Origin of the sequence: Lactobacillus kefiranofaciens (assembly GCF_900103655.1) — a bacterium.
GTDB classification, from domain to species: domain Bacteria; phylum Bacillota; class Bacilli; order Lactobacillales; family Lactobacillaceae; genus Lactobacillus; species Lactobacillus kefiranofaciens.
In genome coordinates this window covers 1-14720 of the sequence record NZ_FMXC01000011.1, presented here as the reverse complement: position 1 = coordinate 14720, position 14720 = coordinate 1, and the positions used below count along the sequence as shown (strand labels likewise).

The 14720-nt window shown below is 36.9% G+C and carries 11 protein-coding genes, 3 pseudogenes and 1 other annotated feature; of the genes and pseudogenes, 7 read left to right on the top strand and 7 right to left on the bottom strand.

Features of this window, described 5'->3' with window-relative positions; translation table 11 throughout:
• Positions 1–195 precede the first annotated feature (195 nt).
• Both BLP58_RS05535 and BLP58_RS05525 read left to right on the top strand, forming a co-directional pair.
• Positions 196–516, top strand: coding sequence for a hypothetical protein (locus BLP58_RS05535; protein WP_013855031.1), 321 nt, complete (start codon positions 196–198; stop codon positions 514–516).
• Between the two features lie 73 nt (positions 517–589).
• Positions 590–646, top strand: a sequence feature (sodium ion sensor (DUF1646 type); this cis-regulatory element may regulate processes involved in with the transportation of sodium ions).
• A 38-nt stretch (positions 647–684) separates the two neighbouring features.
• Entirely contained in the window at positions 685–1854 is a 1170-nt protein-coding gene (locus BLP58_RS05525; protein ID WP_013855029.1) for a cation:proton antiporter, read from the top strand.
• 132 nt (positions 1855–1986) lie between these two features.
• On the opposite strand, the gene BLP58_RS05520 is transcribed toward BLP58_RS05525, so the two are convergent.
• Positions 1987–3561 carry an ATP-binding cassette domain-containing protein gene (locus BLP58_RS05520; RefSeq protein ID WP_013855028.1) on the bottom strand — a complete coding sequence of 525 codons (1575 nt, stop codon included), beginning with the start codon at positions 3559–3561 and terminating at the stop codon, positions 1987–1989.
• 92 nt (positions 3562–3653) lie between these two features.
• Between BLP58_RS05520 and BLP58_RS05515 the strand changes: the two genes are divergently transcribed.
• Entirely contained in the window at positions 3654–4514 is an 861-nt protein-coding gene (locus tag BLP58_RS05515; protein WP_013855027.1) for an Rgg family transcriptional regulator, read from the top strand.
• Positions 4507–4788: a hypothetical protein gene (locus tag BLP58_RS05510; RefSeq protein WP_013855026.1), complete on the top strand. Its 282-nt coding sequence runs from the start codon at positions 4507–4509 to the stop codon at positions 4786–4788. The genes BLP58_RS05515 and BLP58_RS05510 overlap by 8 nt, the downstream gene beginning before the upstream one ends.
• Positions 4789–5496: 708 nt before the next feature.
• Here BLP58_RS05510 and BLP58_RS05505 read toward each other — a convergent pair.
• A pseudogene (locus tag BLP58_RS05505) lies at positions 5497–6768 on the bottom strand (MFS transporter).
• 108 nt (positions 6769–6876) lie between these two features.
• Between BLP58_RS05505 and BLP58_RS05500 the strand changes: the two are divergent.
• Complete coding sequence (locus BLP58_RS05500) at positions 6877–7764, top strand: helix-turn-helix domain-containing protein (protein ID WP_013855024.1); 888 nt, start codon at positions 6877–6879, stop codon at positions 7762–7764.
• Positions 7765–7860: 96 nt separating this feature from the next.
• On the opposite strand, the gene BLP58_RS05495 is transcribed toward BLP58_RS05500, so the two are convergent.
• Together BLP58_RS05495 and BLP58_RS05490 are read right to left on the bottom strand one after the other, a co-directional pair.
• Positions 7861–8214, bottom strand: a complete 354-nt coding sequence (locus BLP58_RS05495; protein ID WP_013855023.1) for a hypothetical protein — start codon at positions 8212–8214, stop codon at positions 7861–7863.
• Between the two features lie 262 nt (positions 8215–8476).
• A complete protein-coding gene (locus BLP58_RS05490; RefSeq protein WP_013855022.1) occupies positions 8477–9127 on the bottom strand; it encodes a type II CAAX endopeptidase family protein in 651 nt (216 codons plus the stop codon).
• Between the two features lie 88 nt (positions 9128–9215).
• Between BLP58_RS05490 and BLP58_RS05485 the strand changes: the two genes are divergently transcribed.
• Both BLP58_RS05485 and BLP58_RS05480 read left to right on the top strand, forming a co-directional pair.
• The gene (locus tag BLP58_RS05485; protein ID WP_013855021.1) at positions 9216–10319 is read left to right on the top strand and encodes a YdcF family protein; all 1104 of its coding nucleotides are present in this window, start codon (positions 9216–9218) and stop codon (positions 10317–10319) included.
• Between the two features lie 15 nt (positions 10320–10334).
• A pseudogene (locus tag BLP58_RS05480) lies at positions 10335–12675 on the top strand (ATP-binding cassette domain-containing protein).
• A gap of 37 nt (positions 12676–12712) precedes the next feature.
• On the opposite strand, the gene BLP58_RS05475 reads toward BLP58_RS05480, so the two are convergent.
• The 3 genes and pseudogenes from BLP58_RS05475 to BLP58_RS05465 all read right to left on the bottom strand — a co-directional run.
• Positions 12713–13318 (bottom strand): ECF transporter S component, encoded by a 606-nt coding sequence (locus tag BLP58_RS05475; protein ID WP_025084189.1) that lies wholly within the window; start codon positions 13316–13318, stop codon positions 12713–12715.
• A 169-nt stretch (positions 13319–13487) separates the two neighbouring features.
• A complete protein-coding gene (locus BLP58_RS05470) occupies positions 13488–14315 on the bottom strand; it encodes an aldo/keto reductase (RefSeq protein WP_013855019.1) in 828 nt (275 codons plus the stop codon).
• Positions 14316–14437: 122 nt separating this feature from the next.
• Positions 14438–14720: pseudogene (locus BLP58_RS05465) on the bottom strand (ISLre2 family transposase); the annotation flags it as partial.

Here is a 14720-nt window from a genome sequence, read left to right as displayed (position 1 = left end):
TTTAGATATAATATGCAGCTTCAGAATCAATTTGATTTTGGAGCTTTTTTTCTACTTTTTTATTATCATAGTGAAAGTTAAGAAAGAGACATTCTAAAAATGAAAAGCAAACATAAAATAGCATTAACCATAATTCTAATATTTCTTACTCCATTCATCCTTCTTTGTTTGCTTAACTCCGGCTATGAGTTATATGTGAATCATCAAGAAAATATTGCATACGCTAAAATGCAAAAAGCTGTAGATAAATACGGCTACAACGCTATCAACCTTGAACCTGTAAAAGCTCAGGTTAAGTTTTTCCATATTTATAAATTCAAAAGTTCGTTTTCCAATCAAAAAACTCTAAATAAGAATAGACAACTTTTTACTAAAGCTGGACATAAGATTGGTAAACATGACGATTTAGAGACTCCTTACAAATATTCAATTAGTGCTATTAAATCAAACTGGAAATGGAAAGTTTACATTAGAGAAATACCGTTCGGTAAAGAAAAGAGCTATCTAATAGATTAATCTAAATTATCGAGTAATTTGCATCAGATTTAAAAAAATATTAAAATTAACTCAACTGAATACATTATTTAGTGGTTGGGTTTTTATTACAATAAAAGCTTTCAAGATTTGCTTCTTTGGGTCAAGAAGCGACTTGAAAGTTTTTTCTTTTTCACGGAAGGGATAAATATGCATTTTCTAGGGGAATTAATTTTAATCCTATTAACTACTTTGCTATTAGGGCAACTTTTCGCCCGTCTTAACATGCCAGCAGTTATTGGGCAATTATTATCAGGAATTTTACTTGGACCAGCTATCTTAAACTGGGTTACACCGAATAATATCGTCAGTCTATTCTCCGAATTCGGCGTCATTCTATTAATGTTCTTAGCAGGTCTGGAAAGTGATTTAGACTTACTAAAGAAATACTTTAAATTAAGCTTTACAGTTGCCAGCGTCGGCGTTATTTTGCCGGTTATCTTTATGGGAGCTGCCAGCTACTTCTTTGGCATGAAGCCGCTCGAAGCACTCTTCATCGGGATCGTCTTTGCCGCTACTAGTGTTTCGATTTCCGTAGTTGTTTTGCAAGAAGCACACCAGTTGCATACGCGTGCCGGCACCGCTATCTTGGGCGCTGCTGTAGTTGATGATATCCTAGCGGTGGTAGTTTTAAGTTTATTCACTACCTTCAGTCACGAAGGCGGTAAAAGCGGCTTAACTAATAATTTTTTCGTCAATATTTTAATCGAGATTATTTACTTTGTAGCGGTCTGGATCATCTTTAAATTCATTGCGCCTTACTTTATGAAGATTTCTGAAAAAATCAGCGTTGATTATTCAGTCGTAATTGGATCACTAATCTTAGCCCTAACCATGGCTTGGGCTGCTGACTTCGTTGGCCTGTCTGCCGTTGTAGGTGCGTTCTTTGGCGGCTTAGCAATTAGACAGACGCCGCAATACAAGGAAGTCCACTCCTCCGTTTCGGCAATCGGTTATTCGGTTTTCATCCCTGTATTCTTCGCTGATATCGGTCTATCAATGACCTTTGCCAGCTTCTTCAAGGATCTTTGGTTCATCATTGCGATGACTATTTTGGCCGTTTTGTCCAAGTTCTGGGCTGGTAAATATTCTAGTGAAGTCTTCGGCTTTACTAAAAATGAAGGCAATATCGTCGGTGCAGGGATGGTCTCGCGTGGTGAAGTTGCGTTGATTGTAGCCCAGATTGGGATTACGCATCACCTCTTCCCTGAGGATATCTATTCCAGCCTGATTTTGGTAATCATTGTAACGACGGTACTTTCACCATTTATTTTAAATTACTTTATTAAAAAGCAAAAAGATAGTAAGGAATTTATGTAAAAGAAAATCCTCGACAATGTGTCGGGGATTTTTTGTGTTCGCTTGTGAACGTATATTTGAATTTGTCATTGCACTTATTGCATTAGTTGCGGAGTTGATCAAATTCTAGCAAGTTTAGACAGCTGCAACAATTTATTTAACTGAAAGTTGTTCTAAATCTATCACATGATCATACTTCTGCAATTCTTCAGGCTCATAATGGTGAATTACTTCCAAAAAGGTCAAATCAGATTTTAACAAATAATCGTGAATCTGATCTGAAGTCTTTTTATCGAGGGATGCGTTAATTTCATCAAGTAGAAGCACTGGACGAGCCATCAAAATAGCACGAGCTAATTCAATTCTGGCAAGTTGCCCGCCTGATAATTGGTCAGCATTATCGCCCAATGAGTAATCCCAACCCTTTTCTTTCACGATAGTATCTAAGCCTAACTTAAGGCAAACTTCTTTAACCATTTCCCGGGGAATATCTGTGCCAAGAGTTAAATTGAACCACAAATTATCTGCAAAAATCACCGGACTTTGGCTAGCATAAGAAAAAATATTAGCAAATGAACCAGCCTCAACTCGTTTATTATCCAAGATAATTTCTTTAGCTTGACCAAATTTACCTGTCATCAAAAACTGCAGCAGTGTCGATTTACCAGCACCAGATGGGCCAATAATTGCCACTTTTTGTCCCTTTTTAATTTCTAAGTTAAGGTGACGAGCTAACTGTTGATTTTGTCTAGTTAAAGTTAAATCATCTACGTTTAGTTTATCAAAGTCAGTCTTAGTAGACGTTTCACTTTCTTTACCTTGAGCAATATATTTCTCAGCCTTAGCAACAATCTTCTTAGTAGTTGATAACTTATTACGATCTGCTAAAATCGTCAAAATTGGGTTAACAAAAGAGTTAGACAGTTGCACGATTGCAAATAATGCGCCTAACGTAGTTTGCCCGTTGATTACCATGTAAATCCCTACTAAAAATGGCACTGTGAAAGTAAACAGATTAGCAATCAGACTGACCCAGGAAACGGTATCTAAATTCAAAAGATTCATCTTGCGTAACGCCATTTCCAGTTGATTAACAAAGACCCTATTCTTTTTAACGGCGTTATCCTGCTTACCATATAACTTAAGCGTTGAACTGCCAGCTAAAAAATTCTTGATATGGCTAACGTACTTATCATTAGCATCAGTCCAATTTTCAGAAGCTACTTGAATTTTCTTTTGAAAAAGGTTAGATGCAATCATAGGTAAACATGATCCCACTAGAAAAAGCAGAGTTACTAACCAGTTGACGGACAATGCATATCCTAGTGCCAAAACAATCATGTAAGCTTGCATCATAATCTCAATTTCTGCATCAAAACGATTAGTTTCTAGCAATTTAAAATCTGTAGTTAAATAGCCTAAGCTAGCAGTATTTTCATCACTTGATTGCTTGAGCATTCCCTTTAAAATGCCAACTCGCAAAGTAGTATTTGTTTCTTGGATCGCACTTGTTTTTAAGCGGTTAAAAATTAGCGAAGCTATAAATGTGATTATCAAACCACTAATGGCAATTAGCAGGAATACTGGTAAATCACTAAATCTTTTTTGCGTACCAATATTCGTTAAGGTTTGCACCATGTAGGCCACAACAATCTGTTGCATGCTTGCAATTAAACCAAAGATAATCATGCTGATGAATTTAGAATGTGAAGAGTATTTGTTAATCATTTTTTATCCTCCGTAACTTGAATTGCTCTTAGTATCGCAGGATAATGAGCTTAAATGTCAAAATTTTGCAGATCTGCAAATTGAGGTGTGCTATGTTTAAATACGGTTCAGTGTACAAAGAATTACGCAAAGAACAGGAAGTTACCCAAACGCAAGCTTGCCAAGGAATTTGTTCAATTTCCAAGCTCTCTCGCTGGGAAAACAATCAGGTAGAGGTAGAATTTAGTACGGCAATTGCATTACTTAGGCGCATTAATATTACGCTAGATGAATTCACTACTCGTGCAGAGATTGCAACAGAATCTGAATTACCAAAAAAAATAGTCATTGCTATTAGAGATGAAAATGTACCTTTATTGCGTAAATATGCACAAAAACATTTAGCAAAATATCATACCAGCAAGAATTTCCTAGAGCTAGAAAACATCCTGGTAGTATGTAATCAATTACTACTAATCGAAGGTAAAAACTATCTAAGTCCAGCAGATATTCAGAGAATTGGTTCTTATTTACTGCATAATACAGTGTGGTCTAAATACAACCTCAATTTATTTGCTAGTTCACCCTTTTTACTAAATTCTGAGCTTGGTTTTAAGATTGCCATACGGATTGTTCATAATTTTGATCAAATTAGTGATCTAAGCGATAACCTGACCATTTTCATGGGTGGACTATCAGACACCGTAATTGCATTTATTCTCAAGAAAAAGATGGATTACGCGCAAAAGCTTTTAAATGAACTCAAAAAGATTAATTTACCTTTTTACTTCATGTTCTTCAATATCGCATTAACTCTTTTACAAAAGATAATTGATTATTGTCATACGGGTGACGAACAGCCGGTCTTAGCAATCTTTGATAATTTGATACAATTGAACTGCTCAAAACAGGCGCAAAAATTATTAGAAGCCTTTAAGGATGTTAAAAAAGTTTGGGAGGACGAGAATGTCTAGTTCTGAGAAAATATACTTAGCTAAAAGGATCTCGGCTATTGTTGCAATTATTACCTGGGTAATAGCCCTTGTTTTGACAGCAATAACAATTTATAACTGGATACAAGCTCCACATATGCCTGTTATTCACGACCACTTCTTTGCATTAATAGGTTTCATCCCTATAGTCAGTGGCTTTCATCCTGGTATTTGGTGTTTTGATATTGCAGTCCTAGCTTCCATTGTTTGGCTGTTTTTGCATTCGTTTTATAGCAAAGAAAATCGTTGCCACTAATGTGAGAACGATTTTTTCATGTTCGCTATAGCTTGTTTCTAAAATTAAGTATCCTAGTCATTAAAAATTCTTTCAGTTAATTCTGATTAGAATTAAGGCATGAAGAAAAAAGAAGAGCAAAAAAAATAGCCACTCAGCCGCCAAGCTCATTGTGGTTATTTTTTGGTTTAAAAAATAAATTATAACTGCTTTAGCTCTGGCAAGCTTGCAGTTATTTAGTATATCTTAAAAATATATTGGATAGCATCGCTGATGCTACTCTACACTAAGGGGTTGGCTCATTTGCCAGCCTCTTTTTCATTTCTTATTATAGCAAGTTTACGAACCCGCTACAATTAATTATAATGTCCAAAACAAAAAGCAAGAAAAGACTAAATTGAGCCCTTTCTTGCTCTCATAATATGAAGTAATTAGAAATTATATTACTAACTATGAAGAATATTAATCTTCGCTAACCCAGCCGTCTGATTCAAGCATTTCTTCAACACTGTTAATTGACAAATTCTTAACTGCAAAATGTAATTGGTTTTCGTTCATAGTGTTTACAATAGTTTCTAACATTTTAATTACCCCACATTTATTTAACTCGTAATTCTCTTTACACATATATAATAACACTTGTTATTATAATTACAAGTATTTTGTTAAGTAATGCAAAAAAGGCTCCACCTGGAGCCTTTTAACATGGAGTTAAACACCATTTTACAACTACTTAGTAACCACTGCCGTAGCGTTAACCGTCTTTTTCTCTCTAGTCTTCGCACCCATCTTAATTGCCACAAAGAAGATGATCACTTCAACCGCAATCAAAGCAAATAATGCATACTTAACGCTGGCAAAGCCAGAAATTGAGGTCAAAACCGTAGTAAAAATTGGTGCTACAGCCATCAAGATAGTGTTCAATAGCCCAACTGATGATGCTAAAATCTTATGTTCAATCGTGTTAACTAACCATTGCTGCATCTTGATTGACGCGATACTTGCAGTAGCTGCCAAGAAAAAGTAAGCAACTAAAATAGCATACATATTAGCAAAAACAGCAGCGATAATTGTCGCAAAACTCAAAATAATGGCAATAATCGTCATTGTAAATACTGAAGCTTTTTTAAATAATTGTGGTCCAAACATACTGCCTAAGATAGCGCCACAGCTTACAACCACGCCCATTACCGCAATGGTAAAGCTGTAGCTGGTAATAACCATCGTCGCCTTGTTTCCCGCAATTACAATTGGAATTAATGAACCAAGCGCGGTCAACATCCCATTAACTAAAGCGATAACGAAAATCACATTCAATAAACCTTGAGCCTTCTTCATTTGCTTTTATGAAGATTTCATGGTAGCGAAAAACTTTTGATCATTAACTTCTTGCGCTTCAAGTGGCTTCTGATCTTTTCTATGCTTTAAGCCGACGCTTAAGAATAAAAGACCTGCAACTAAGAATGTCAAAGCATTGATAAAAGCTAAGTTAGCAAATGACAAGAACAGCAATAATCCAGAACCGACAAATTGAGCCACAGTATTGATTACTTCATTCATGCCGTTAGAAAAGCCTTCAGCTTCACCAAACTCTTTTTTACCGACAATATCAACGATCAACGGAGCGGTCAAACCACCTGAGTATGAACCGAAAGTATCAGACAAAAAGTTAATAATCACAACTGCGATAACCAAATTCCATTGCGAAACGTTGCTAATGAAAAGTAAGCCTACAATGCCGTAAAGAATGAATCTAACTACCGCCATTAAAAAGATATTTTGAAATTTCCTTTTAGTTTTATCAGCTAAGTAACCAGCAAAGATATCAAATAATCTCGGAATAGATTCTGAAATAGCAATTAGCGATAGAGCTAATGAGTAATTATGCAGTTTACTTGCGTAAGTCATAAATGCTAAGTAAAAAAGAATGTCACCAGCGGTAGATAAGAAACTAGCAATTGAAAATCTTCTGTAGTCTTTGTTTTTCAAAAATACATTCATAATGTTTAAACCCTTTTTCTTTGTCTCGTTTGTTGTTGCAATTATAATAAAGTGAAAATGAGATTAATTTGAAAAAGTGGCGTATTTGACATTTTCGAGGTAAAAAACATGACAATCGGTGAATTACTTAAGGATGAAAGACTAGCAAAAGCCAAGACCCAAAAGGAATGGGTTGGCGATATTATTAGCACCTCCTACTACGCTAAGGTAGAAAAGAACAAGCATCGAATTACTGCAGAAGACTTATTGGCACTCTTGCGTCGTAATCACATTGATAGTAGTGACTTTTTTCAGCGTCTAGAAAACAATCAAGATTTAATCCATGAACAAGAACAAACTTGGAGCCACATGGCAACAGATGCTGTCTATCACCATGACATCCCTACGCTAAAAAATATCGTCCAATCAATTAAAGACAGTGAATTACCTCAAGATAAAAAAGAAGAAGATGCACTAGAAGTTGAGGGAATGATCGAAACTCTTCGCATAGATTATGAAAAAGATTACCAGCCTAATTTAGAATTGCAGCAGAAGTTAAAGGAGAGAATTTTTAGCATCCCTAACTTCACAAAACTAAAATTACAACTCTATTGCGACTTTATGGGATTTTACGACTTGGATGCCAACAAACAGATTATTAAACAAATAATCAAAGAAACAGCCAACACGACTGATAACCAAATCATGTTAGCCGTTAGCGCGATTATTAATAATTTTATCAGTGCTTCAATGTCTGCAAACCATTATGATGATTTAGATTATTACATTTCCATAGTTGAAAAGATGCCGCAAATTCCCGAGTTATATCTAATTAAAAGCAGTATCGCCGTTCACAAGTATTTGATAGAATATCATTTTGAAAAAGATGAAAAATACATTGATTATTGCCAGAAAATCGCCGAGAGCTATCAGCTTACAGGGATGAAAGATTTTGGCAAAAATGTGGCAGCTTTTATTGAACAAGAGAAGAAAAAGGCAGATATATCAAAGAAATAATATGAATAAGAAAAGACTGTGTAGTTTCATGCACAGCCTTTTTACAATATTCATTATGTAAGAATTGTTAATTGAATTTAAATTGATCTAGAAGAATTAGTCCTTGACAACGTCTTTAACGTTCAACCATTGGCTCTTGTTGATCTTAACGATCTTCTTGCCGTTGGTCTTCTTAACTGCCTTAGCAGTGAAGGTTGAACCCATTGAAACTTTCTTGTTGGTCTTCTTGCCGTTAGCGTTTAAAACGCTAACTTTTTGGTTCTTAGTGTCCTTAACAGTAACAAAGATCTTGTCGCCCTTTTTGATTGAAGGGTTAGTAGGAGCAACTTCTGAAACACCAAGCTTTGGAGCATTGAAACTGGCAGCTTGAGCAACTGAGCTGACACCTAACAAACTCATTGAAGCAACTGCAACTGAAACAACTTTAACTAATTTCTTTGAATCAAACATAATGAATACCTCGTTTTTTCTATATCGCTTTAATTGATTGGAACTTTTTGTTCCCTCATTCCTTACATCTTTATTGTATAACATCTGTTATTAATTGCAAAGAAAAATTGAAACTTTTTTAAAAAGAATTCAAATGGCTCAAAGCTTTGCTATGATAACAAGTATGACGATTTTTAAGCAAAAATTATTTAAAAAATAAAAAACATTTTTTTGTAATTTAAATAAAAAAAGAACAGATCTCAATCCGTTCTTTCCTCATACTCTAGATAAATCCTAATGCGTTATAGCACATATGCACTAGCATTGAGTAACGCAAATCTTTAGTCGTCGTGTAAATCCAAGCAAGTACAATACCCAGCACCCAATAAATAAAGATATACTTACTAAGCATTGGATCATGCATGTATCCAAATACGAAGCCACTTGCTAAGATACCTAGCCATTTATTTGTCTTAGTCTCTTTAGTAAAGAAAATATTGAAGAACATACCTCTAAAGATAACTTCTTCACAAAACGGTGCAATAAACACCACCATGATTTTAAATAAATCGCCAGTTGATTGCTCAATCCTATCCAATCCCTGCTGGTTTTCTGAGATTCCGCCAGCAATATGCAACATCACGGCTGCTCCTAAGACCATCAAAATAAAGCCTAATATAGCAATTCCAATTCTACGCATATCCCAGTGCGGTTCTCGATTAAAGCCCCAATCGTTAGCTTCCTTTAACTGTTTTTTATATAGATAGAAGATTAAAAATAAAACAATTACCGTAACCAGCGCAGTCACGATTACCCTACTATGTCCTAGCTCTACTTTTCGCGGATAAAAATAAAGTATTTGCAATACCATATATAAAGCAAATGCTAAAATTATTCCTGCAATATTTCCCAGGTAATGCCAAAATTTGCTCATTTTTTCATTTACACCTTGATTCTTTCAACTTTTACTTATTGTTTCCATTATAATGGAAATAATACAAAATGACTAAGGAGGAGTCATCATGTGGAATGAGATCATCGCTTTTTTAGGAAGGCGTGGAGAATTTTTCTACGTTTCGGTTTTCATGTTGCTAATGTTCTTCATCTTTTTAACATCATGGCTAATCGAACCACGTCGATTAATTAATGGCGTATTCTTTACTATCTTTTGGGTCTCAGTAGTTATCTGGGGCACAATCATGGTTCATAAGAGCACCAGTCATGGCTTGCAGCGAGCATACGACTTATTAGTAATGGTTGTTTTCTTTGCAACGATTGTACTACTGACCTTTGCTTGGCTATTTTTGTTCTGGAACGCCTACTTCGTTTGGAAATACGAGAGCCATACATTGCCTAACTTGTTAACCCTTATCTCAGGAGTATTAGCCTTAATTCTCAGCCTAATGTTCCTGCTCGGACCAGGCAAATACTTACCACATTGGCTCAGTGCGCTGCTTGCTTCGATTCCAGCGATTGCAATTTATCTTGGCTTAGTCTTGTACAATTTCTTAGTTAACCTAATCTTGTATCAAATTTATCCACGGCGTTATAAACAAGATTATCTCATCGTCTTAGGTGCTGGGTTAATTAACGGCGACCAAGTTTCTAAACTACTGGCTGCCCGGATCAACCGGGCAATTCAATATTCCAACCGTCAATATCAAAAAGGCAGACAGCGGCCGATCATTATCATGTCAGGCGGTCAAGGCCCCGATGAAAAAATCCCCGAAGCAGTTGCCATGGCAAAATTCGCCCAACATCGCGGTGTTTCTCCTGCCCGCATTTTAATTGAAGATAAGTCAAAAAACACCTATGAAAACATGCTCTTTTCAAAACAAATCGCGCTTAAGGACTGTGGCAATACCAAATTTAGATCCACTTTCTTTAGCAACAACTACCATATTTTTAGAGCGGCTTTGTTAGCTAAGGAAGTTGGCCTTAAAGCCAACGGTGTCGGTGCCTTCACGCGTTTTTACTACTTGCCTAATGCCGTAATTCGCGAATTCGCTGGTGTGTTTGTCATGCATAAACGCCGCCATTTCGTTATCATGGGATTATTAGTTTTATTCTTTATCCTGCAAGCTATCTTAGCTGCATTTGGCTGGGTAAGGTTTAACGTTATCTAACAAGAGAGGTGGCCTATGCTTAAACTAAAACATATTTTCAAATCCTACAAGGTGGGCGATAATGTTACGCACGCCTTAGACGACGTAACGATCGCGTTTCGTGATCAGGAATTCGTTGCTATCTTAGGACCGAGTGGTTCTGGTAAAACAACTATGTTAAATGTCATCGGCGGTTTAGATCGTTATGACAAGGGTGATCTAGTTATTAACGGCAAGTCGACCAAGAACTTCAAGGAAGTTGATTGGGATGCTTACCGCAACAATAGCGTCGGTTTTATTTTTCAAAATTATAACCTGATCCCGCACCTATCGATTATTGCCAATGTCGAATTAGGGATGAACCTATCGGGCGTACCTAAGAAAGAACGTCACAATAAGGCTATCGCAGCTCTAACGCAAGTCGGCTTAAAAGAGCATATCAACAAGCGTCCTAACCAACTATCAGGTGGTCAAATGCAACGGGTAGCGATCGCCCGTGCCATTGCTAACGACCCTGACATTCTGCTCTGCGACGAACCGACTGGTGCCCTTGATACTGAAACCTCAGTGCAGATTATGGAATTAATCAAAAAGCTGTCTAAAGACCGTTTGATTATCATGGTTACGCATAATCCGGAATTAGCCGAGAAATACACTACGCGGATCGTTAACTTTCAAGATGGTAAGATTCGTCATGATTCTGCTCCATTTGAACCGGAAAAAGAAGATGACAACTTCAACTTAAAACGGACTAAGATGTCCTACTGGAACGCAATTAAGTTAAGTTTCACCAATATTATGACGAAGAAAGGGCGAACTATTTTAACCGCCTTTGCTTCTAGTATTGGTATTATCTCAATTGCTGTAGTACTCGCAATCTCCAACGGTTTTCAAAAGCAAATCAACACCACGATGAGCAAGGCGCTTGCCAAGTACCCCATCTCAATTACGCAGACCGCAACCGATATGACGGGCGATGGACGAACGCAAGGAATCGGACAAGAACGTCAAGAATCGTGGCTATGTAACAGCGAAGAAGGATGAAGCTGAACAAGCACAACATACCAACAAAATTACGCAAAAATATGTTGACTACATTAAAAAGATTAACCCCAATTATGCTAACAACATTTCTTACCAAGGCAGCGTTAATTTGAATTTGTTGTCACTAGTAAAGGGCAAAGCTGAACGGGTGCAATTTTCTAACAACGATCCCGATCAATCAGCTTCCATGACGCAAATGCGTGCGCAAGCGATGAGTTCGATGGGAATTGGCTCTTCTGTTTTTCCAACTACTTTGAATAAAAATAAGGGTTCTTTCTTAAAGCAAAATTACCAAATGCTATCAGGTTCTTGGCCGACTAAGGCAACCGATTTAGTTTTAGTAACTGACAATAAAAATACGGTTAACATCAATGCTTTAAAGAATTTAGGCTTTGACATTGATGACAAAGCTCAAGTTAAATTTAATAAATTGGTTGGTAAAGAGTTCAGAGTAGTCGCTAATAATGACTACTATCAAGAATTGCCAACTGGCATGTTTGTTCCTAAAAAGATTAACAAGGCAATGTATAACGGTGCCAAAACTAAATTGAAACTAGTTGGCGTGATCCGTCCTAAGAATGAAGATTCAATGGCCTTGCTTTCAACCGGAATTGCTTACAGCGACAAGCTTTCACAACAGATTATTAAAGATAATAAAAATTCTGCTATCGTGAAAGCACAAAAGAAGAGCAATCATAGCGTCTTAACCAATCAAAAGTTAAATGCTAATGAGAAGAAGGCAACAATGCAAGCACTTGGCGGTACTGGCATTCCTTCCGGCATTATGATTTACCCTAACAGCTTCGATGATAAGGACAAGGTTCTAGATTACCTCGATAAATGGAACAAGGGCAAAAAGAAGGCCGACAAGATTGTCTACACTGATATGTCGAGTGCTGTAACCACAATGACTGGTGGATTGCTTAGCGGAATTACGACTATTCTGGTAGCCTTTGCCGCTATCTCACTGATCACTTCCATGATCATGATCGGCATTTTGACCTACACCTCTGTCTTGGAAAGAGCCAAGGAAATCGGTGTCTTGAAGGCTTTGGGTGCACGCAAGAAAGACATTACCCGCGTATTCGATGCGGAAACTTTTATCCTAGGTATTTTCTCCGGGATATTAGGTGTCTTTATTGCTTATCTATTAACTTTCCCAATCAACAGTATCATTTACAAGTTAACCGATTTAGCAAACGTAGCTCAGCTTGATCCAATGGCTGCGATCATTCTAATTATTATTTCTACAATTTTAACTTTATTAGGTGGACATATTCCTGCACGCATGGCAGCTAAGAAAGATGCTGCTATCGCGCTTAGAAGTGAATAGGATATACAAAAAAGCTTGGAGAAATCCAAGCTTTTTTCTACGCTCTTTTCATGACTAAATTAAGTGGCGTTACAATCACTGGCACAACGATTGCCGTAAAGATTGCTTCTATTAACCAATTTACGCCTAGTGCCGTAACCAAAATCAAGATTAGTGGTGAATTTGCTGCATCATTCCCCAGATAATGCACCAGTGTTGCGGGATCATGCATGAAAAATAAACTCGTCAGCAAGATTACCATCACCGTATTAGTCAAAGACGTTACTGCTCCACTAAGAACATAGCCATATTTATCATATTTTGTTTTCTTAAATTGCTTGGCAATCAAGCCTGGGAAAAAGCCCGCTAAAATACTAGGCACTAATGAAATGGCAGGATTTTGAAATAGCATCAAGCTAACCATATCACCTGGCTGAGTGTAAGCCACAAACAATCTAGTAATTCCCCAGAACAGTCCAAACAGAAAACCAGCTTTAGGTCCCATCAAAACTGCATAAATCGCAATAGTTAACGGAATGGTGGTGACAGCTGGCAGAGTAGGAATGATTCTCACATAGCCAATATTGGACATGAACGTTTGCATCAGCAAAACAGCCACAAATACGGCGGTGATCGTCATTCGTTTTGTTTCTTCTCGTCTCATTTTTATCCCCAATTCATCAAAAAATTTACTTTTTAAATTAAACCATATTTGCTAATTTTTCTCACTAAAAAAGAGCTGTTTCACATGAAACAGTTCTCTTTTGCACATATGCACAGAGTTATCCACAAGATATTGTGCTTGCTGTGATTTTAAATACTATATCTTGATACTAAATAACCGCTAATGGAGTTTTTTCCGTAGGTATTGGAAAGTCACTATTAATTAAGCGCAATTCATCATCAGTTAGTTTAATATCCTGAGCAGCAATATTTTCTTTCATATGCTTAATGCTACTGGATTTAGGAATCGTTAAAACATTTCCATTACGCATCGTCCAAGCCAGCATAATCTGGTGCGGTGTCACATGATGATCACGAGCCACAATTTTCAAATTTTGCGTAATCCGGATTGTATCACCCTTACCAGAATTAAATGGAGAATAGCCAATAAAGCTAACGCCATGCTTTTCTTGCCAGTCCTGCAAGTTAAATTCGGTGCCACGTTCCTTGATATTGTACAAATCTTCATTGGCAAAACATTCCTTGCCGCCAGGCACTGTGAATAGTTCTTTCATATCACTAGTATCAAAGTTAGAAACACCCCAATGACGAATTAGGCCCTCTTTTTGTAGTGCCTCTAAACCACGGATAGTATCAGATAAACGATGACTTCCCCGCCAATGCAGCAAATACAGATCTAAATAATCCGTATCCATTCTCTTCAAACTAGCTGCTAAACTTTGACGTTCCAATTCTGGCGTTGCATGGTAAGGATAGAATTTTGAAATTAAGAATAATTTATTTCGATCATATCCCTTAATCGCTTCACCAATTAACTTTTCACTCTTACCATCACCATACATCTCAGCAGTATCAATAATATTCAGGCCATGATCCAAGCCATAGCGAATTGCAGCAATTTCATCCTTTTTCTTCTTATGGTTTTCACCTAATCCCCAGGTACCAATACCTAAACCAGTTAACTTTTCAAAATCCATCCGGGTTCACTTCCTTTATTCAAATTTTAACATAATTAGGGATTTTTCTTTTTACCAATTGACAAAAGTAAGTGTCAATATTTTTGCGGTAGGCTATTAACCATTAGTCTGACCTTAATTTCTTAAATATTTATTTGATTTATTTTTCTGCTGAAATCGTTTAAATAGCTATGTCCTGCTGTTAAGCTTTCAATGGCGCCGTGATGAATGCCCAGATGAGCTTCATGCGTCTTTCTTAGGCTGGCACGAACTGCACCTTTCAATTCTTCCTGATCACCAATATCGAGCTGCCCACCTGCAAATTCACTGCTAAGCCAGTATTCCAGCTCTTTGTTTTTAATGCAAGTCAGCACACGCAAAATACCCTCAGCGCCATTCTCTGACCAGTATTTTCCTTGTCCTTTA